Annotated in this window: 18 protein-coding genes; 17 read left to right on the forward strand and 1 reads right to left on the reverse strand. The window is 49.1% G+C overall.

Translation table 11 applies throughout. The features are described 5' to 3' along the window. Position 1 precedes the first annotated feature (1 nt). The 4 genes from umuD to XMD564_RS08140 all read left to right on the forward strand — a co-directional run bounded on the left by umuD (position 2) and on the right by XMD564_RS08140 (position 5,358). Positions 2-433 carry a translesion error-prone DNA polymerase V autoproteolytic subunit gene (umuD, locus tag XMD564_RS08125; protein ID WP_173481187.1) on the forward strand — a complete coding sequence of 144 codons (432 nt, stop codon included), beginning with the start codon at positions 2-4 and terminating at the stop codon, positions 431-433. Continuing rightward, entirely contained in the window at positions 433-1,698 is a 1,266-nt protein-coding gene (umuC, locus tag XMD564_RS08130) for a translesion error-prone DNA polymerase V subunit UmuC (protein ID WP_371740264.1), read from the forward strand. Before umuD ends, umuC begins: the two co-directional genes overlap by 1 nt. Positions 1,699-1,832: 134 nt before the next feature. Next, the gene (gene clpB, locus XMD564_RS08135; protein ID WP_173481186.1) at positions 1,833-4,409 is read left to right on the forward strand and encodes an ATP-dependent chaperone ClpB; all 2,577 of its coding nucleotides are present in this window, start codon (positions 1,833-1,835) and stop codon (positions 4,407-4,409) included. A gap of 109 nt (positions 4,410-4,518) precedes the next feature. Continuing rightward, positions 4,519-5,358 (forward strand): 23S rRNA (adenine(2030)-N(6))-methyltransferase RlmJ, encoded by an 840-nt coding sequence (locus XMD564_RS08140; RefSeq protein ID WP_173481185.1) that lies wholly within the window; start codon positions 4,519-4,521, stop codon positions 5,356-5,358. Positions 5,359-5,383: 25 nt separating this feature from the next. Here XMD564_RS08140 and XMD564_RS08145 read toward each other — a convergent pair whose 3' ends face one another. Continuing rightward, positions 5,384-5,653: a hypothetical protein gene (locus XMD564_RS08145; protein ID WP_173481184.1), complete on the reverse strand. Its 270-nt coding sequence runs from the start codon at positions 5,651-5,653 to the stop codon at positions 5,384-5,386. 419 nt (positions 5,654-6,072) lie between these two features. Between XMD564_RS08145 and XMD564_RS08150 the strand changes: the two genes are divergently transcribed. The 13 genes from XMD564_RS08150 to XMD564_RS08210 all read left to right on the forward strand — a co-directional run bounded on the left by XMD564_RS08150 (position 6,073) and on the right by XMD564_RS08210 (position 19,094). Then, positions 6,073-7,788: an acetolactate synthase 3 large subunit gene (locus XMD564_RS08150; protein ID WP_173482277.1), complete on the forward strand. Its 1,716-nt coding sequence runs from the start codon at positions 6,073-6,075 to the stop codon at positions 7,786-7,788. A 3-nt stretch (positions 7,789-7,791) separates the two neighbouring features. Beyond that, the gene (gene ilvN / locus XMD564_RS08155; RefSeq protein WP_173482278.1) at positions 7,792-8,283 is read left to right on the forward strand and encodes an acetolactate synthase small subunit; all 492 of its coding nucleotides are present in this window, start codon (positions 7,792-7,794) and stop codon (positions 8,281-8,283) included. Between the two features lie 153 nt (positions 8,284-8,436). Continuing rightward, positions 8,437-9,441 (forward strand): BMP family protein, encoded by a 1,005-nt coding sequence (locus tag XMD564_RS08160; RefSeq protein ID WP_173482279.1) that lies wholly within the window; start codon positions 8,437-8,439, stop codon positions 9,439-9,441. A gap of 20 nt (positions 9,442-9,461) precedes the next feature. Then, the gene (locus XMD564_RS08165) at positions 9,462-11,048 is read left to right on the forward strand and encodes an ABC transporter ATP-binding protein (RefSeq protein WP_371740265.1); all 1,587 of its coding nucleotides are present in this window, start codon (positions 9,462-9,464) and stop codon (positions 11,046-11,048) included. After that, the gene (locus tag XMD564_RS08170; RefSeq protein WP_173482280.1) at positions 11,045-12,160 is read left to right on the forward strand and encodes an ABC transporter permease; all 1,116 of its coding nucleotides are present in this window, start codon (positions 11,045-11,047) and stop codon (positions 12,158-12,160) included. Before XMD564_RS08165 ends, XMD564_RS08170 begins: the two co-directional genes overlap by 4 nt. Then, positions 12,160-13,134 (forward strand): ABC transporter permease, encoded by a 975-nt coding sequence (locus XMD564_RS08175; RefSeq protein WP_173508116.1) that lies wholly within the window; start codon positions 12,160-12,162, stop codon positions 13,132-13,134. Before XMD564_RS08170 ends, XMD564_RS08175 begins: the two co-directional genes overlap by 1 nt. Positions 13,135-13,136: 2 nt before the next feature. Next, positions 13,137-14,096 carry a nucleoside hydrolase gene (locus XMD564_RS08180; RefSeq protein ID WP_173508117.1) on the forward strand — a complete coding sequence of 320 codons (960 nt, stop codon included), beginning with the start codon at positions 13,137-13,139 and terminating at the stop codon, positions 14,094-14,096. 4 nt (positions 14,097-14,100) lie between these two features. Continuing rightward, complete coding sequence (locus tag XMD564_RS08185; protein ID WP_173508118.1) at positions 14,101-14,946, forward strand: isopenicillin N synthase family oxygenase; 846 nt, start codon at positions 14,101-14,103, stop codon at positions 14,944-14,946. Positions 14,947-15,044: 98 nt separating this feature from the next. Continuing rightward, entirely contained in the window at positions 15,045-15,908 is an 864-nt protein-coding gene (locus XMD564_RS08190; protein WP_173508119.1) for an A24 family peptidase, read from the forward strand. A 39-nt stretch (positions 15,909-15,947) separates the two neighbouring features. Then, on the forward strand, positions 15,948-16,712 hold the full coding sequence (gene pssA, locus XMD564_RS08195; RefSeq protein WP_173508120.1) for a CDP-diacylglycerol--serine O-phosphatidyltransferase: 765 nt from the start codon (positions 15,948-15,950) through the stop codon (positions 16,710-16,712). Between the two features lie 97 nt (positions 16,713-16,809). Beyond that, a complete protein-coding gene (gene msrP, locus XMD564_RS08200) occupies positions 16,810-17,802 on the forward strand; it encodes a protein-methionine-sulfoxide reductase catalytic subunit MsrP (protein ID WP_173482286.1) in 993 nt (330 codons plus the stop codon). After that, positions 17,793-18,401, forward strand: coding sequence for a sulfite oxidase heme-binding subunit YedZ (locus XMD564_RS08205; protein ID WP_173482287.1), 609 nt, complete (start codon positions 17,793-17,795; stop codon positions 18,399-18,401). Before msrP ends, XMD564_RS08205 begins: the two co-directional genes overlap by 10 nt. A 90-nt stretch (positions 18,402-18,491) precedes the next feature. After that, on the forward strand, positions 18,492-19,094 hold the full coding sequence (locus tag XMD564_RS08210) for a Yip1 family protein (protein ID WP_173482288.1): 603 nt from the start codon (positions 18,492-18,494) through the stop codon (positions 19,092-19,094). Positions 19,095-19,483 lie beyond the last annotated feature (389 nt).

Genomic DNA, 19,483 nt, shown 5'->3' on the forward strand with positions numbered 1-19,483 from the left:
GATGGCGATTACGCAGATAGCTGATGCGGTCGATCTTACCGCTGACCATTTAAAAATTCCTTTCTATACAGAGAGTGTGCCGGCTGGGTTTCCATCACCGGCTCAAGATTATATTGATAAGACGTTGAGTCTTAATGAGCTCTGCATTAAGCACCCCAATGCTACCTATTTCGTCCGTGTCGATGGTGACTCTATGGACGGTGTGGGTATCTACAAGGGGGATGTCTTGGTGGTTGATCGATCGCTGACCGCTCAGCATGGTGACGTGGTGATTGCTAGTGTCAGCGGTGAGATGACGGTGAAGACGCTGCAGCTACGTCCACGCGTGCGTCTGGTCCCACAGAATCGACGCTACTCGCCCATCGAGTTAAAAGAGGGGAGTGAGTTGCAAGTGTTTGGTGTGGTGGTCAGTGTTGTCAGGGTGTTGAAGTAGTGTCGCAAGTGATCGCGCTGGTCGATTGCAATAACTTCTATGTCTCTTGCGAGCGGCTGTTTCGTCCAGACCTGCAGGGCGTGCCGATGGTGGTGCTCTCTAATAATGATGGTTGTGCTGTTGCGCGCAGTGCCGAGGTGAAAGCCCTAGGCGTCAAAATGGGGGTACCTCGGTTTCAGATTGAAGAGCTGATAGAGCAACACGGTATCTGCACCTTCTCGTCAAACTACACACTCTACGGCGATATCTCTGCGCGTGTTATGAATACGCTGGAATCGATCGCCCCGCGAGTGTTTGTCTACTCAATCGACGAAGCTTTTATGGATCTGTCGGGGCTGCAGAAAAACTACTCACTGTTGGAGTTTGGTCGTTTCACTAAAAGCAAAGTGGAGAAAGAGGTTGGTATACCGGTATGCGTTGGCATATCGACCACTAAAACCTTGGCGAAGTTGGCCAATCAGGGGGCTAAAAAGTACCTCTCTACGGGCGGTGTGGTTGATCTAACCGAGGTCGAACGACAGCGTAAGCTGATGGCAATGACCGAGGTGGGTGATGTCTGGGGTGTCGGACGTCGTATCAGTCAACGTCTGGAGTCGATGGGCATTAAGAGTGCATTGGATCTTGCCGATGCTGACCCTAAATGGATACGGAAACACTTCTCGGTTGTGTTGGAACGGACGGTGTCTGAACTTAACGGGGTCTCTTGTATCCCCTTTGACGATACCCCGCCGGTCAAGAAGCAGATTGTCGTGTCGCGCTCCTTTGGTGAACGCATCACCGAGCTAGCGGAGATGCGCAAAGCGATTGCCGGTTTTATTACTCGTGCTGCAGAGAAGCTGCGTAAAGAGGGGCAGGTGGCTCAGCATCTGCAGGTCTTTTTGCGCACCAGTCCGTTTGCAAAGAGTCAGCCGCAGTATGCCAACTCCACCAGCGAACGACTGGTGGAGCCAACGGATGATACGCGACAGCTATTGGCCGCTTCGATGCGCCTGATAGAGCGTATCTGGTTAGGTGGTTATCAGTTTGCCAAAGCGGGTGTGATGTTGAGCGACTTTTACGATCCAAAGCTTCAGCAGCAGACGCTATTTTGTGCGGACGGGGAGAGTCGCAGTGAAGCGTTGATGACCACCCTGGATCAGATTAACTATAAAACAGGTCGTGTACAGTTTGCCCGTCGTATCGATCGGAATCCTTGGGATATGAAGCGTGAAATGCTCTCTCCGCGTTACACCACCAGTTGGTTAGAGTTACCGCGAGTCAAATAGAGAGGTGTTAAATAGTTAAAATAATGTCGTAAAAGTTTCATTAAACCCCTTGAAATAGTCAGACTTACCCTCACATAAAAGATAGAAACATTCATTGGCCTTGCTTCGGGAGGCCGCTATCAGTGGAGGCTAAGATGCGCCCAGATAAATTTACTTCAAAATTGCAGGAAGCACTGTCAGATGCTCAGTCATTGGCCGTCGGTAAGGATCATAATCAGATTGAACCTATCCACCTGCTCGCTGCGTTGATCGATCAGCGTGGTGGATCAATTCGTCCCCTGCTCAAGCAGGCTGGTGCGGAGCTGCCGCAGTTAACCCGTAAAGTGGGTGAGGCGCTTGAGCGACTGCCAGTGGTCAGTTCGCCCGATGGTGATATTCGCCTATCTCAAGATATGGCTCGTCTATTCAATCTAACCGACAAACTCGCTCAGCAGCGCGGCGATCAGTTCGTGGCGAGTGAGCTCGTCATACTGGCTATGCTGAGTGATAAAGGTGAGGCCGGGAAAGTCTTGCAGGCTGCAGGTCTTACACAAGAGAAACTGGTTGAAGCGATTAATGCGGTAAGGGGAGGCGAAGCGGTGATGGATCCTAACGCAGAGGAGAGCCGTCAAGCTCTGGATAAATACTGTGTTGATTTAACAGAGCGGGCAGAGAGCGGCAAGCTTGATCCGGTGATTGGGCGCGATGATGAGATTCGTCGCACCATTCAAGTGCTCCAGCGTCGCACGAAAAACAATCCGGTACTGATTGGTGAGCCGGGCGTAGGTAAAACCGCCATCGTTGAAGGGCTGGCGCAACGCATCATCAACGGCGAAGTGCCGGAGGGGCTGAAACATAAGCGAGTGCTGTCGCTCGATATGGGGTCTCTAATAGCCGGTGCAAAGTTCCGCGGTGAATTCGAGGAGCGATTAAAGGCGGTCCTTAATGAGCTCTCTAAGCAGGAAGGGCAAATCATTCTGTTTATCGATGAGCTTCACACCATGGTCGGTGCCGGTAAGGGCGACGGTGCGATGGATGCCGGTAACATGCTGAAGCCTGCATTAGCACGCGGTGAGCTGCACTGTGTGGGCGCGACTACTCTGGATGAGTATCGTCAGTATGTAGAGAAGGACGCAGCGCTTGAGCGTCGCTTCCAGAAGGTGATTGTTGATGAGCCGAGTGAAGAGGATACGATTGCGATTCTACGTGGTCTTAAAGAGCGCTACGAAGTACACCACGGCGTCGACATCACTGACTCTGCGATCATCGCGTCTGCAAAGCTGAGTCAACGCTACATCACCGATCGTCAGTTGCCTGATAAAGCGATCGATCTGATCGATGAGGCGGCATCCCGTATCCGTATGGAGATGGACTCCAAACCGGAAGAGATGGACCGTCTGGAGCGTCGTCTGATCCAGTTGAAGATGGAGCGTGAGGCGCTGAAAAAAGAGAAGGATTCAGCGGCTAAAAAACGCTTAGAAGAGCTCGAAGAGACCATCAGTACTCTAGAGAAAGAGTACTCAGATCTAGAAGAGATCTGGAAGGCGGATAAAGCGGTACTGCAGGGTTCTCAGCAGATTAAAGAGCAGTTAGACCAGGCCCGTATCGAGATGGAGCAGGCACGTCGTGCAGGCGATCTGGCGAAAATGTCAGAGATACAGTACGGCAAGATTCCAGAGTTAGAGGCGCAATTGCAAGCGGCCGATAGCGAAGATGAATCTGAGGCTCAAACGGAGTTGTTGCGCAATAAAGTCACCGAAGAGGAGGTGGCTGAAGTGGTCTCACGCTGGACCGGTATTCCAGTCAATAAAATGCTCGAGGGCGAGCGTGACAAACTGCTGCGCATGGAGCAAGAGCTGCACAAGCGAGTCGTCGGTCAGGGTGAGGCGGTTGAAGCCGTCTCGAATGCGGTGCGCCGCTCAAGAGCAGGTCTGGCTGATCCGAATCGCCCGAACGGTAGCTTCCTATTTTTAGGCCCTACCGGTGTTGGTAAAACGGAACTCTGTAAAGCGCTAGCCAGCTATCTGTTTGATACCGAAGAGGCGATGGTACGCATCGACATGTCAGAGTTCATGGAGAAGCATTCGGTTGCTCGATTGATTGGTGCACCTCCAGGCTATGTAGGCTATGAAGAGGGCGGTTATCTAACCGAAGCGGTTCGTCGTAAGCCTTACTCGGTCCTACTGTTAGACGAGGTCGAAAAGGCGCATCCCGATGTCTTCAATATCCTGTTGCAGGTGTTAGAAGATGGTCGTTTGACTGATGGTCAGGGTCGTACCGTCGATTTCCGCAATACCATCGTGGTGATGACCTCGAACCTAGGCTCGGATCTGATCGCGGGTTACAGCGATGATCAGGATTATGAGCAGATGAAAGGGGCAGTTATGGAGGTGGTGGGTACCCACTTTAGACCAGAAGTGATCAACCGTATCGACGAAGTTGTCGTGTTCCATAGCTTGCGCAAAGAGCAGGTGGCAGGCATTGCAACCATTCAGTTGGAGCGTCTGCGTAAACGCCTTGCTGAACATGAGCTGGGACTCAGGTTGACATCAACGGCCATGGATAAGTTGGTGGAGGTCGGATTTGAGCCAATTTATGGTGCAAGGCCACTCAAACGTGCGATTCAGCAGTGGATCGAAAACCCATTGGCGCAGCGTCTATTGGCAGGCGACTTCATGCCTGGAGCCGAAATTGCGGTCGATGTGGCGGACGGTGAATTTACCTTCCGCTAGCTCTACTACGGTGCTAAATCGGGGTCTGGCCTTCTGTCAGACCCCGTTATTGTGAAACCGCTATTTAAACCGCTATCATTGCGCTTCTACCAAATTTTGAGGCACCTCCTTGCTTAGCTATCAACACGGCTTTCACGCCGGAAACTTTGCCGATGTTCACAAACATCTCACCCTTCAACTTCTACTGAATGCGCTCAATAAAAAGGCGAAACCTTGGAGCTATTTAGAGACGCACTCGGGTCGTGGGTTATATGACCTCTCGTCAGAGCAGGCGCAGAAGACCGGTGAGTTTCGTGATGGGGTGGCCAAGCTGTGGGGGCAAAAACAGCCGGAAGCTGTTCAGCAGTACCTGTCAGCCATCGCTGAAGTGTCTCAATCTGATCAGCTTCTTCACTACCCTGGATCACCGACACTGACGGCCCTAAATGCACGTGAGGTGGATCAGATTCATCTAATGGAACTGCACCCACAAGAGGTTAAAGAGTTAAAGCGCAATATGCGCCTGTTTGCCAATGTTGGGGTGCACCACCGAGATGGCTATGAAGGGGTCTTATCACTACTCCCCCCTAAACCTAATCGAGGACTTCTATTGATCGACCCCGCTTATGAGGTGAAAGAGGAGTATCAACAGGTGGCGAGCTTTGTCGGAGAGGCAATGAAACGCTGGCCCAATGGTCAAATTGCTGTCTGGTATCCACTGCTGGCTGCTAACCGTCATGAGAATATGCTGAAGGCGATGGTTCGACAGCTGCCGGATGTTGGAGTGTTGGATTCACAGTTTGTCGTGGCAGAGCCCAGAGAGCGGGGTATGTTCGGATCTGGAATGTTGCTAATCAATCCCCCTTGGCAATTTGATCAGCAGTTGGAAGAGCTGCTACCGGGTGTGTTGGCTCAGCTCAACGCAGAAGCGCCAGAGATGACGCTTCGTTGGCTGAAACAGGCCCCTTAAGAGGTTAATTTAGAAAAGAGCTGGGCTAGTAAAGCGCCTGCTCATCTTTTACCACTTCAATCAGCAACTCAATGAATAGCTCATCGGCTTCGCTGCGCTCTAAACCAATGTGAACGCTGGTGGTGTCGTTGAGCTCATCAGCGATTAACTGAACTGCATTCTCTTGGCCCATATGCTTGCGCGCAATCTCTTTGGCGGTAGAACAAATTTCAGGCTCCATCAGTACCTTTCGAGTGAAGCGAACCAGCTCTTCAATAACGCGATCTTTCTGTTTTACATCGGAAATCGAAACCATTGTTTTTCTCCCTATGACCTCCTTGAACTATAACTCGCACAATGAAGTCGCGCTAGCAGGAGGACGGATTTTTGTGAAATTGTCGAAATCGTTGAAAAGTTGCTCTTTTTTTAGACAATTTAGCCGCCGCGACGGTTGAAGTTACTGCGCTGCAGTGCGAAAATTTAAATCTTACTGTTATATGCAAATAACCCCGCGTATGGCAGGCATTTAAAAGGCTTACTAAGCATTACCCAGCTCAGGTCTAACGCTGCTGATAAAGAGATCCTTATTTCAGTAGTATCGAGTGCTTTTTGTGTTAGCGCACACCCGTATTGATAACGTTTTGGCGGACAATCCCGCTGGCGCTGCACCCACTCATTCATGAATCAGACAAAGACAGAGTGTTGAATAGACAACACAATATTGAGGGTAAAAAGGTGGAACTACTTTCAGGTGCGGAAATGGTCGTACGCGCGCTTCGTGATGAAGGCGTTAAGTACATCTACGGCTATCCTGGTGGCGCATTGCTACACGTTTACGATGCGATCTTCCAACAGGATGAAGTTGAGCACATTCTTGTTCGTCACGAACAGGCAGCAACACACATGGCGGATGCCTACGCTCGTGCAACCAACAAAGCCGGTGTTGCGCTAGTAACATCTGGCCCAGGTGCAACGAATGCGGTCACTGGAATCGCAACGGCTTACATGGACTCGATTCCTATGGTCGTGATTACAGGTCAGGTTATGAGCTACCTGATCGGTGAGGATGCATTCCAAGAGACGGATATGCTAGGCATCTCTCGTCCGATCGTTAAACACAGCTTCAGTGTGCAACGTCCAGAGGATATCCCTTCGATCATTAAGAAGGCATTCCACATCGCACAGAGCGGTCGTCCGGGTCCAGTGGTTGTAGATATCCCTAAAGATATGACGACGCCAACTGAGCGTTACCCATACGACTACCCAGCAAACGTGAAAATGCGCTCTTACGGCCCTATCAGCCGTGGCCACAGCGGTCAGATTAAGAAAGCCGTTGATATGCTGCTAGCGGCTAAGCGTCCTGTGATCTACACCGGTGGTGGTGTCATCATGGGTGACGCAAGCGAAGAGCTGGTTAAACTGGCTCAAGAGCTTAACTACCCAGTGACTAATACCCTAATGGGTCTTGGCGGCTACCCAGGTACTGATCGTCAATCATTGGGCATGCTGGGTATGCACGGTAGTTACGAAGCCAACATGGCAATGCACCACTCAGACTTCATTCTTGCGGTGGGTGCACGATTCGATGACCGCGTTACCAACGGCACTGATAAGTTCTGTCCAACGGCGCGCATTGCACACATCGATATCGATCCTGCGTCGATCTCTAAAACGATCGATGTGGATGTGCCGATTGTAGGTCCTGCTAAAGCGGTTCTTAAAGAGATGCTTGAGTTGGTGGCTGAAGCGAAGACTCAGCCAGATGCTGAAGCGATCGCAAACTGGTGGAAACAGATCGATGAGTGGCGTCAACGCCACGGTGGCCGTTTTGAGCTAGGCGACAAGATGAAGCCTCAGCAGGTTATCGAGATGCTCTCTAAAGTGACTAACGGTGATGCGTTCGTCTGTTCTGACGTTGGTCAGCACCAGATGTTTGCGGCTCAGTACTACAAGTTCAATAAGCCAAATCGTTGGATTAACTCGGGCGGCCTAGGCACCATGGGCTTTGGTCTTCCGGCTGCGATGGGGGTTAAGTTGAACTTCCCTGACGCTGACGTTGCCTGTGTTACCGGTGAAGGCTCTATTCAGATGAATATCCAAGAGCTATCGACCTGTAAACAGTACGATCTGCCAGTGAAGATCATCAACCTTAATAACCAATCATTGGGTATGGTTCGCCAGTGGCAAGATATGAACTATGAGTCACGTCACTCGCAGTCTTACATGAAGTCACTACCAGACTTTATCAAACTGGTTGAATCCTACGGTCACGTCGGTATGAAGGTGGAGCGTTACGAAGATCTAGAAGGCGCAATGCGTGAAGCGTTCGCCATGAAAGATCGTCTAGTCTTTATGGACATCTATGTAGATCCATTTGAGCACGTCTACCCAATGCAGGTTCCACGTGGCTCTATGCGTGATATGTGGTTGAACAAAACGGAGAGGACTTAAACGATGCGTCATATCATTTCAGTTCTCCTAGAGAACGAACCCGGTGCACTGTCACGTGTTGTTGGCCTGTTCTCACAGCGCAACTACAACATTGAATCGCTCACGGTAGCTCCAACTGAAGATCCAACACTGTCTCGTTTGACGGTGACAACCATCGGTAATGACCGTGTTGTAGAGCAGATCACTAAGCAGTTGAACAAGCTAATCGACGTCGTGAAGGTTGTTGACCTATCGGAAGGCGATCACATCGAACGTGAAGTTATGATGATCAAGCTGAAAGCAAATGGTCAGATGCGTGCAGAGATTAAGCGTACTGCGGATATCTTCCGTGGCCACATCATCGATGTGACGCCGAATACTTACACCGTTCAGTTGATTGGTGATTCGGCTAAGCTGGATGCCTTTATTGCAGCCTTAGGTACCGCATCGATCCTTGAAGTGGTTCGTTCGGGCGTATCCGGTATTGCTCGCGGTGAGAAAGTACTGAGCGTTTAACGCATTTCATACTTCGAAAATCCCAGCGTTTGCTGGGATTTTTTTTGTCTAAAAATAGACTTGTTTGCCTCTCTGTTTAGGGATAAGGTTGACTGATCGGTCCAGATTTCTGATGACCAATCAAACTTCGATCACAAATAAGGAACACCAATAATGAAACGTGTAGTTTTGAAAACACTCGCTCTTTCAGTAGCGGTAGCTTCAGCATCGGCTCAAGCGGCAGATCTAAATCCAGCTGTTGTTTTTGACATGGGTGGCAAGTTCGATAAATCGTTTAACCAGTCTGTTTATAACGGTATGGAGCGATTTAAAGAGGAGAGCGGTGTTAACTACCGTGAATTCGAGGTGACTAATGCTTCACAGCGTGAACAGGCGATCCGTCGTTTTGCGCAGCGTGGTGCTAATCCAATCATCAGCGTTGGCTTCGCCCAAGCTGCGGCCGTAGATAAAGTGGCCGGTGAGTTCCCAGATGCGCGCATCACTCTGATCGATATGGTGGTTGATAAGCCAAACGTTCAGTCAGTCGTCTTCAATGAACACGAAGGCTCATTCCTTGTCGGTATGCTTGCGGCAATGAAATCAGAAACAGGAACCGTCAGCTTTGTCGGTGGCATGGATATCCCGCTGATTCGTAAGTTTGAGTGTGGTTATGCTCAAGGTGCTCAGTACGTTAACAAAGATATCAACGTGATTCGTAACATGACCGGTACGACGCCTAGCGCTTGGAATGACCCAGCGAAAGGTGCAGAGCTGGCTGTCAGTCAGTTTGACCGTGGTTCTGATGTTGTATACGCAGCAGCGGGCGGTACGGGTGTCGGTGTCTACCAAGCCGCGGCTGACTCTGGCAAATACGCAATTGGTGTCGACTCTAACCAGAACTACCTACAGCCAGGTACGATGCTAACCTCTATGGTTAAGCGTGTTGATGTAGCGGCGTATAACTCGCTTAAAGCGATGCAGGATGGCACTTGGCAAGCGGGTTTCCAAGCGCTTGGTCTAGCGCAGGGTGGTGTCGATTGGGCGCTTGATGAGCACAACGAAGCGCTGATCACCGCTGAGATGAAATCGGCCGTTGAAGCTGCGAAAAAAGCGATCATCGCGGGTGAAATCAAAGTTCACGACTACATGAGCGACAACAGCTGTCCAGCACTCGACTAAGATAGAGGTCTAACCGAGTGGTGACACAACCTATACAGGATCCCAATCGGGATCCTGTTTCTTATTCAATTCAGTTAGCGAAGATTAATAAACACTTCGGTGCCGTCAAAGCCAATGTCGACGTTGACCTGAATGTCGTCAAAGGTGAGATACACGCCATCGTAGGTGAAAACGGTGCCGGAAAGTCGACACTGATGAGTATCCTCTATGGGTTTTACGAGGCCGATAGCGGTTCTATCTATGTGGATGGCACAGTGGTCAGTATTACTGACTCGAAACGCGCTATCGAGCTAGGGATTGGCATGGTCCATCAACACTTCATGTTGGTGGATAATTTCACGGTGCTTGAGAATATCGTGCTGGGCGCTGAGGGTAGCTGGTCTTTAACGCATTCACTCGCTAAAGCACGTAAAAAACTGCAAGAGATCTCAGACCGTTATGGGCTGAATGTCGATCTGGATGCGGTGGTTTCACATCTACCAGTCGGTTTGCAGCAGCGTGTAGAGATTCTTAAAGCGCTCTATCGTGACGCCAAAATTCTGATTCTGGATGAGCCTACCGGTGTTTTAACCCCTCAAGAGGTTGATCAACTCTTTGCGATTTTAAAAACACTTAAATCACAGGGCGTCAGCGTTCTACTGATCACGCATAAGCTGCAAGAGGTGATTGCGATCAGTGATCAGGTCTCTGTTATGCGAGCTGGGGCCATGGTAGCGACCGTTAACACGGCGGAGACCAGCCGTGAAGCACTTGCTGAGCTTATGGTCGGCCGTAAGGTTCTGTTACGGGTAGATAAACAAGAAGCAAACCCGGGCGCAGCGCTTCTTAAAGTAGATTCGCTAACCTGGCGTGATGACACCAATGTGCCTCGTTTGGACGATGTGTCGTTCACGGTGAATGCGGGAGAAATCGTCGGTGTTGCCGGAGTGTCTGGTAATGGTCAAACAGAACTTCTAGGTCTGTTGTCAGGTATGCTCGATGTGCAGCAAGGGCAGATTAATATTGAAGGTGTCTGCATTGATGCTCAGCATCAAATGACACCTAAACAGATTCGTCACCTCGGTGTCGGACATGTGGCAGAGGATCGGCACCGTGATGGTATGGTGGGTGCGTTTAGTGCAGAAGAGACGGCCATCATGGGCTTTCAAGATGAGCCGGAGTTTAATGGCTCGATTCTGCAAAATCGCTCCGCCATCACTGAGCACTGTCAGGAGTTAATGAGTACCTTTGATGTGCGCCCAGTGGATCCCAATCTCAAATCGGCCAGTTTCTCTGGCGGTAATCAACAGAAACTCTGTATCGCACGTGAGATGAACGCTAGACCTAAGGTGTTACTGGTGGGACAACCGACACGTGGCGTCGATATCGGTGCGATCGAGTTTATACATCAGCAGATTGTTGCGCTGCGTGATCAAGGAAGTGCTGTGTTAGTCGTCTCTGTAGAGTTAGAAGAGATCCTGTCGTTGTGTGATCGAGTGCTGGTGATGTCAGAAGGGCGCATCGTGGGTAATGTGTTGGCTTCAGAAACCGATGCGCGCTCGTTAGGGTTAATGATGTCCAGCTCAAGAAGCGGTGATCAAATGGCTCAGCAGGGGGGGCAATCATGAGTCGTCGTGCAAAGCTCCCTGCTTGGGCAGACATTGGACTAATTCCGTTAATCAATGTCTTGTTGGCGTTTTTGTCAGCCGGTGTTGTGGTGGCTCTGATTGGTGAAAGCCCATTAGAGGCGGTGCAAGTACTTATTCGTGGCGCCTTTGGATACGATGAAGGGGTTGGCTATACGCTCTACTACACAACCAACTTTATCTTTACCGGTTTGGCGGTAGCCGTCGCATTCCATGCGGGGCTATTCAATATCGGTGGGGAGGGGCAGGCGTATATAGGTGGTTTAGGTGTGGGACTGATCTGTCTCGCTTTAGATCATCTTTTGCCATGGTGGGCTCTGCTACCTCTGGCCATTATTGCTGGATCCTTATTTGGTGCTGCTTGGGCGTTTATACCCGGCTATTTGCAAGCTTATCGCGGTAGTCATGTGGTGATTACTACCATTATGTTCAACTTCATTGCGTCTGCATTGATGGTCTATCTATTGGTGAATGTGCTGATTCAACCGGGTTCCATGTCACCAGAGACACGAGCGATTGCTCCCGAATCGACACTGCCGCTGATGCATGAGTTCTTTGCGTTTTTTGGGATCAAGATTACTCAAACGCCGCTTAATCTGTCTCTTTTTGTTGCACTATTGGCTTGTCTGTTTGTCTGGGTGCTTATTTGGAAAACTCGTTGGGGCTATGCCATTCGCATGATCGGTTTCAATGAGTCAGCTGCGGTCTATAGCGGAATCAATCCAAAACGAATGGTCGTCATTGCGATGATGATTTCAGGCTCTTTGGCCGGATTGGTCGCAATCAATGAGGTGATGGGGGCACAAGAGCGTGTCGGTTTAGACTTCGTCTCTGGTGCTGGGTTTACTGGCATCGCTGTCGCCTTGATGGGGCGCAATCACCCATTGGGTATTATCATTGCTAGCCTGCTGTTTGGCGCGCTATTTCAGGGTGGGGCAGAGTTGGCGTTTGAGTTTTCAACCATCACACGTGATCTTGTTGTGGTGATTCAAGGCTTGGTCATTCTGTTCTGCGGTGCTCTGGCCTACATGATGCGTGGACCGCTGGAACGACTCTTTGCATTGGTTTCCCGCTCAAGTCAGGAGGAGCGATAATGGAGTTTTCTGTTCAGTTAATCTCTGCATTAGATTCCACACTTCGTCTGGCGGCACCGTTAATTTTATGTGCCATGGCGGGTCTCTTTTCAGAGCGCTCGGGTATTGTAGATATCGGCTTAGAGGGCAAGATGCTAGCGGGTGCCTTTGCGGCGGCGGCAATGACGGCTGTAACGGGTTCGGTCTGGTTAGGTCTGCTTGCTGCCATATTGGTCTCAATTATGATGGCGTTACTGCATGGTTTTGCCTGTATCACCCACCGAGGTGATCAGGTCGTCAGTGGTTTGGCTATCAATATCTTAGCGGCCGGTTTGACTGTTGTGTTGGGTATTGCCTGGTTCCGTCGCGGTGGGCAGACACCCTCTCTAACTTCAGAAGAGCGCTTTGGCCCTCTAACCTGGCCGTTGAGTGAGTGGTTGTCGGATGTTCCGCTACTTGGGCCCATCTATACAGAGCTACTCAGTGGACACAATCTATTGGTCTATGTCGCTTTGATGGCAGTACCGCTGACCGCTTGGATCGTTTTTAAAACGCGTTTTGGACTACGTCTTCGTGCAGTCGGTGAGAATCCGCAAGCTGTGGATACCGCTGGGATTTCAGTTGCTTGGTTGCGTTACCGGGCCGTCATTATGGCGGGTCTGCTCTGTGGTTTAGCAGGTGCTTACCTCTCTATCGCGTTGGGTGCAGGTTTCATTAAAGATATGTCGGCCGGTAAGGGGTACATCGCACTGGCCGCACTTATTTTTGGTAAGTGGCGTCCATTCCCCGCGCTGTTTGCTTGTCTTCTATTTGGCTTCTTAGAGGCCGTTGCAACCCGCATGCAGGGGGTTCAACTGCCCGTTGTTGGCGAAATTGATGTGCAGCTGATGCAGGCACTTCCATACATTCTTACCGTTATTCTGTTGGCGGGTTTCATTGGTCGGGCGATCGCACCTAAAGCGATTGGTACCCCTTACAGTAAAGATCGAGCGTAACAATGGCACAGCACAAAATTATTTTAGACACAGACCCAGGTATTGATGATGCGATGGCGATTTTTACCGCGATGGCGCATCCTGATATTGAGCTGTTGGGCCTTACAACAACCTTTGGCAATGTCTCAGTCGATCAGGCTACTCAAAATGCCCTTACGTTGGTTGAAATGGCCGGCTCTGAAACGCCGGTTGCGCAGGGTGTTGCAACGCCGATGATCAAACCTCTAGCGGAATTTCCAGACTTTGTTCATGGGGTCGATGGGTTTGGTAATCTCAATTTGGCGCCCCCTAAGAGAACATCGCTCCCTCAATCGGCGGCGGAATTCATTGTTGATCAAGCGAATCAGAACCCGGGTGAGATCGTTATCGTTGCGATTGGTCCTTTGGGTAACTTAGCGCAAGCGCTGCAACTGGACCCTGAATTGCCTAGCAAAATTAAGCAGGTTGTTATTATGGGTGGCGTGATTGCGAGTGATGGGAATGTCTCTCCGGTAGCTGAGGCTAATATTCTCTCTGATCCGCACGCTGCCGATAAAGTGATGGCTGCTGCTTGGCCGTTGGTCATGGTAGGGCTCGATGTAACCCATCAGATTATGTTGCCTCGATCTCTGTTTGATCGTATTGCTAAAGAGAACGCCAAGGTGGGCTCATTTATGCAAAGTGCGGCTAAATTCTATATCGACTTTTACTCTAGCGTGCGGAATATTGATGGCTGCTATTCGCATGACGTTTCGGCCCTCGCTTATGTTGTGCATCCTGAGTTATTTGAAACGGTTTCAGGCCCAACCTGTGTTGCGACCGAAGGCGTTGCTATGGGTCAAACCATCATGAGTCGATATGGCATACCCTATATGCTGGATTATTGGAAAGATCGTCCTGATCAGAGTGCCTGCATGGGTGTTGACGATGCTGGTGTGGTCGATTTTTTCGAAACAGCAATGACAAACAGTTACTGGAGCTAGTGGTATGTCGAATTTTTTAGAAGCGGTCGATTATCAATCGGAAGGTGCCAGCGAGGCGTTTGTGAAATCGCTGCATGAGACCGGCTTCGGCGTCCTAAAGAATCACCCTATTGCCGAAGCGCAGGTTCGAGCCATCTACGATCATTGGCATGCCTTTTTTAATAGCGATCGCAAATCTGACTTTGACTATAACGTCGGTACTCAGGATGGCTTTTTCTCCAGCAAAATTTCTGAAGTGGCGAAAGATCATACGGTTAAAGACATCAAAGAGTATTTTCACTACTACCCCTGGGGGCAGTGCCCTGAGGATTTGCGTGAAGAGCTACAGGCTTACTATTCTCAAACCAGTTCATTAGCTTCTGAGTTGCTGGGTTGGGTCGAAGAGTTTAGCCCTGAAGAGGTGAAGGCAGGCTACCGTGAGCCACTACCCAACATGATCAATGGCAGTGAACAGACGCTGCTCCGTGTGCTTCACTACCCACCTTTTGATGGTAATGAAGAGCCGGGTGCTATCCGTGCGGCCGCACACGGTGACATAAACCTGCTAACGATTTTGCCGGCGGCCAGTGAGCCAGGTTTGCAGGTTCTCAGCAAAACAGGTGAGTGGCTTGATGTACCGGCTGAGTTTGGAAATTTGATCGTGAACATAGGCGATATGCTGCAAGAGGCGTCGGCAGGTTACTTCCCGTCGACCATACACCGAGTGATCAACCCTGTCGGTGGTGCAACTAAAAAATCGCGTATCTCACTGCCGCTATTTCTTCACCCTAGACCGGATGTGGTTCTATCGGATCGATACACAGCGGATAGCTATTTAAAAGAGCGGCTCAAAGAGTTGGGCGTTATCTGATCCTAAACCCGGCAATGTTCGGGTTTTTTTAGCGCAAAAATATCTGGAATATTCTTTGCATGCTAGGATAACTGGATGATCAATTATAAGGCGATGCAATGAGCGCTTATCTATCGACCCTAGAGTCGATCTATCTCCCTGCAGTGGTTATGTTTTCTCTATTGGTTGGCAGCTTTCTGAATGTTGTGATTCATCGCCTGCCGATTATGATGATGAATAGCTGGCGCCGTGAAGCCGCTGAATTCTTGGATCAGCAGGAGATAAGCGATGATCAACCTATCTCATTGTCTCAGCCACGCTCACGCTGCCCTCAATGCGGACATGCAATACGCTGGTATGAAAACATCCCAATCCTCTCCTATCTGTTAATTTTGAAAGGGCGCTGTTCAGGATGTGCCAGTTCGATCTCTACGCGTTACCCAATGATCGAAGGGTTGACGGCTGTAGTGGGTCTCACTATTGCGCTCTATTTTGGTTTTACTCTTCAGATGTTGGTGATGCTGTTCGTCAGTTACTCTCTGATTGTCTTGATCTTTATCGATGCAGATCATCAGCTGTTGCCCGATCAGATCACCTTGCCCCTTCTTTGGGCGGGTCTACTGGTTAATCTGGTATTTGGCTGGGTCCCGTTGGACTCTGCAGTGACTGGTGCGATGCTTGGCTATCTGGTTCTTTGGCTGGTGTTCTGGCTGTTTAAGTTGGTAACAGGTAAGGAGGGTATGGGCTACGGCGACTTTAAGTTGCTGTCGGCTCTTGGGGCTTGGGGTGGCTATGCGATCCTTCCCGGAATTATTCTGATCTCATCCGTTGCGGGTGTTATCTATGCACTTGTCGGCGCGTTGTTTGGTCGTCAGGATCTCACTAAACCCATGCCGTTTGGCCCATTTTTAGCCTTAGCTGGATGGCTGATGTTGATTTGGGGTGATCAAATTAATCAATGGTATCTGTCGCTTCTTCTATAGATTCGTTAGACTTGCAGCATATTTTTTAAGGGCTTAAACATGACTGACCACATTGACCCAGAGACGTCTGACGCGACCAGTGAAGATAGCGTAAAGCGACCTCGTGGTATCTATTTGTTACCAAACCTATTTACGACGGGAGCACTGTTCTCAGGTTTCTATGCTGTTATTTCGGGCATGAACGGTCATTTCACTGCAGCGGCAGTCGCCATTTTCGTGGCCATGATTTTTGATGGTTTAGATGGTCGTGTGGCTCGAATGACAAACACACAATCTAAGTTTGGCGCTGAATACGATTCGCTGTCAGATATGGTCTCTTTCGGTGTGGCTCCCGCTCTGGTTAGTTTTACTTGGGTATTACAGAGCTTAGGAAAGTTTGGCTGGGTGGCTGCCTTTATCTACTGCGCCTGTGCTGCACTTCGTTTGGCACGATTTAATACTCAGATTGGCTCTTTGGATAAACGCTACTTTATGGGGCTGCCGAGCCCAGCGGCGGCGGCAACCATTGCTGGATTGATCTGGTTTATGACTGAAAAGGGGATAGACCCAGCCCCATTTGCTTGGTTGATCGCACTCTATGTGGCGCTCATTGGTCTCTCTATGGTGAGTAATGTTCTCTACAACAGCGGTAAAGAGATCAACTTAAAAGGGAAGATCACCTTTGTAAAAATGATTGTGATCGTACTGGTTGTCGCCTTTCTAGCGACAGATCCTGATCTCTACCTGTGGCTTATCTTTCTTGCTTACACTGTATCAGGCCCTATTCAATGGCTGCTTAGAAGTAGAAAACGACAAGCAGAGTAATACATCATTAGAAAGCCACCTTCGGGTGGTTTTTTATTTGTAAGGCATTTGTCAGCTTAGCGACTAATATTAGAGGTATAGCGATAGGAGATTAATTATGTTGATCGGTAAGCCTTCCAAAATTCTAAGCAGTGAAATCACATCTGAATCGGTCTATTTTTCTAGGCGTTCGCTATTGAAAGGACTGGGTTTGGTCGCAGGTGCTGCTTCGATGCCTAGCTATGCGCTGACACAACCCAAGAGTTCCGATCTGCCACTCTATCCTGGTCCTGACTGGTTAAGACCGAAGCTCGAAAGCGCAAAGACAACTTGGAGCGTCGATGAAGAGTTAACGCCTTACGATTCGGTCATTACCTACAACAACTTCTACGAGTTCGGCCTCAATAAAGAGGATCCGTATGAGAGAGCTCAGAATTTTAAGACAGACCCCTGGCAGGTTGAGATAGTGGGTGAGGTAGAGCGCCCGGGTATCTATAACCTGGAGGATCTTCTTGCAAAAGTGGACATAGAAGAGAGGATCTACCGCTTTCGATGCGTAGAGGCATGGTCGATGGTCATTCCTTGGCTCGGTTTCTCTCTGGCTTCACTGATAAAGCAGTTGAATCCAACTTCAAACGCTAAATACGTTGAGTTTGTCACGCTTGAAGACCCAGAGCAGATGCCGGGTCAGCGTTCACTCTTCAGTACCATCGATTGGCCATACAGAGAAGGGTTAAGAATAGATGAGGCAATGCATCCACTGACGTTGTTAGCGGTCGGTGTTTATGGTCAAGCGATGCCTCCACAGAATGGCGCGCCGCTTAGGTTGGTAGTGCCTTGGAAATATGGCTTCAAAAGTATTAAGTCTATCGTGCAGATTCGATTCAGGGAGACCATGCCGCAAAATACTTGGCGCTTAACGGCTTCTCAGGAGTATGGCTTTTATGCCAACGTCAATCCGAATGTAGATCACCCCAGATGGTCGCAAGCGACAGAGAGAAGGCTACCATCATCACTGTTTAATCCGAGAATCATAGAGACTCAAATGTTTAACGGCTATGAAGAGGTCGCACCTCTCTATGCTGGGATGGATCTCTCTAAATGGTATTAACCAGCAGGGGCTTATCTAGACGGCTCATCTGGATAGCACTTTTTACGTCGTTGGCCTTGCCATTGATATGGCTGGTCTACTTGGCCTATAGCAATCAGTTGGGAGCTGATCCAGCGAAAGAGCTTGTCGATGAATTAGGGCAGTGGGCAATTCGGTTTTTGATCCTGACACTCTGTGCATCAACCTTCAGTCGGCGTTTGAATATAAAGTTTTTGCTGCAACATCGGAGAATGGTGGGGCTGTATGCACTCTTTTATGCGGTGCTCCATCTTTTGGCGGTATCGACCTTTATTCTTGGCTGGCGTGTTGATCTGCTGATTAGAGAGTTAACGGATAGGCCCTATATTATGTTGGGTATGGCTGGGCTTTTGTTGCTCATCCCTTTGGGAATTACATCCACAAAAGGGTGGCAGAAAAAATTGGGTCGTAAATGGACAACGCTTCATAAATTGATCTACCCAGCAGCTATGCTAGCGCTGTTACACCTGGTACTACTAATAAGGGCAAGCATTTTAGAGGCGATGATCTATACGCTTTTAATATCTCTACTTTTAATAGAACGATTGTTTAGAAAAAGAAAACCTAAAAAGAGAGAGTGAACTAACACATAAATCCCAGACGTATCCTATATTGAATGTGTTGAATCAATAAAAACAAACTCAAAGTTCAGCTTTGAAAGGAGTGTAACAATGATTCTGCAGCATCTTTCGGGTGTGTTCTATCACCCAGTAAAAGAGTGGAAGTCAATTGATAAAGACTCTTCACTAACACTAAACAATGTCATTATTCAGCTGGTACTGCTGGCACTTATACCACCTATATCGTTATTCATAGGAACTACCCAGGTGGGATGGAGTGTCTCCTATGGTGAATATCACCTGTTGGCGAGCGAATCCGCCTTTGGAGCCGCGGTAGCATTTTACATTGCTATATTAGGCGTCATCGCCGGGTTGACCTACAGCATACGTTGGATGGAGAAAACCTATGGTGCCAACGCGGGTGTTGATGAGTGTGCGCGTTTAGCGCTATACACTGCAACGCCGATGTTGCTGGCAGGGCTCATTGGCCTCTATCCAATGCTGTGGCTCTGCGTGAGTGTCGGAATGTTAGCGGTAGCTTTTAGTGTCTATCTGCTCTACACAGGAGTACCCGTCATAATGCATATTGAAGAGGAGAGAGCGTTTATGTTCTCTACATCAATATTGACGGTTGGTCTTGTAGCGCTTGTCACCATTATGGCTGCGAGCGTTATTCTGTGGAGTACAGTCGTACCGCTGACCATATTAAGTTAAATTTATTTCCCTCAAGGGTTGACGCTCTGTTCAACCTAAGTATAATTCGCGCTCTCGATTACGGAGTCACACCTGATTACAGGTTGATCAGTAACCGAGAGGTGCGAATTAACTGTTTGTTTTTTAAGCAAATAATTGAAAGTTTTTGACGCATAAGACAGTTTTTAATTTTTAAAAAAATATTAAAAACTTGTTGACATGTGATGATGCAATCAATAATATACGCACCTCGCTTGAGACGAGTACTCAAGCAGCCACCAAAAGATCGGTGGCACGCTCTTTAACAATTAATCAGGTAATGCGTGTGGGCGCTTGTTGAGGTTGAGCACAAAAGCTTAACAAGACAAGCAACCTATATGTGAATTCATTTAGCGTAATGTTTTTCTTGA

Origin of the sequence: Marinobacterium sp. xm-d-564 (assembly GCF_013283345.1) — a bacterium.
In the GTDB taxonomy this organism is placed as follows: Bacteria; Pseudomonadota; Gammaproteobacteria; order Pseudomonadales; family Balneatricaceae; genus Marinobacterium_E.

Excerpts from the sequence above, each read along its gene's own strand:
- umuD (WP_173481187.1), top strand. The coding sequence starts at position 2 with ATGGCGATTACGCAGATAGCTGATGCGGTCGATCTTACCGCTGACCAT.
- clpB (WP_173481186.1), top strand. The coding sequence starts at position 1,833 with ATGCGCCCAGATAAATTTACTTCAAAATTGCAGGAAGCACTGTCAGAT.
- XMD564_RS08145 (WP_173481184.1), bottom strand. The coding sequence starts at position 5,653 with ATGGTTTCGATTTCCGATGTAAAACAGAAAGATCGCGTTATTGAAGAG.
- ilvN (WP_173482278.1), top strand. The coding sequence starts at position 7,792 with ATGCGTCATATCATTTCAGTTCTCCTAGAGAACGAACCCGGTGCACTG.
- XMD564_RS08160 (WP_173482279.1), top strand. The coding sequence starts at position 8,437 with ATGAAACGTGTAGTTTTGAAAACACTCGCTCTTTCAGTAGCGGTAGCT.
- XMD564_RS08170 (WP_173482280.1), top strand. The coding sequence starts at position 11,045 with ATGAGTCGTCGTGCAAAGCTCCCTGCTTGGGCAGACATTGGACTAATT.
- XMD564_RS08175 (WP_173508116.1), top strand. The coding sequence starts at position 12,160 with ATGGAGTTTTCTGTTCAGTTAATCTCTGCATTAGATTCCACACTTCGT.
- XMD564_RS08180 (WP_173508117.1), top strand. The coding sequence starts at position 13,137 with ATGGCACAGCACAAAATTATTTTAGACACAGACCCAGGTATTGATGAT.
- XMD564_RS08185 (WP_173508118.1), top strand. The coding sequence starts at position 14,101 with ATGTCGAATTTTTTAGAAGCGGTCGATTATCAATCGGAAGGTGCCAGC.
- XMD564_RS08190 (WP_173508119.1), top strand. The coding sequence starts at position 15,045 with ATGAGCGCTTATCTATCGACCCTAGAGTCGATCTATCTCCCTGCAGTG.
- pssA (WP_173508120.1), top strand. The coding sequence starts at position 15,948 with ATGACTGACCACATTGACCCAGAGACGTCTGACGCGACCAGTGAAGAT.
- msrP (WP_173482286.1), top strand. The coding sequence starts at position 16,810 with ATGTTGATCGGTAAGCCTTCCAAAATTCTAAGCAGTGAAATCACATCT.
- XMD564_RS08205 (WP_173482287.1), top strand. The coding sequence starts at position 17,793 with ATGGTATTAACCAGCAGGGGCTTATCTAGACGGCTCATCTGGATAGCA.
- XMD564_RS08210 (WP_173482288.1), top strand. The coding sequence starts at position 18,492 with ATGATTCTGCAGCATCTTTCGGGTGTGTTCTATCACCCAGTAAAAGAG.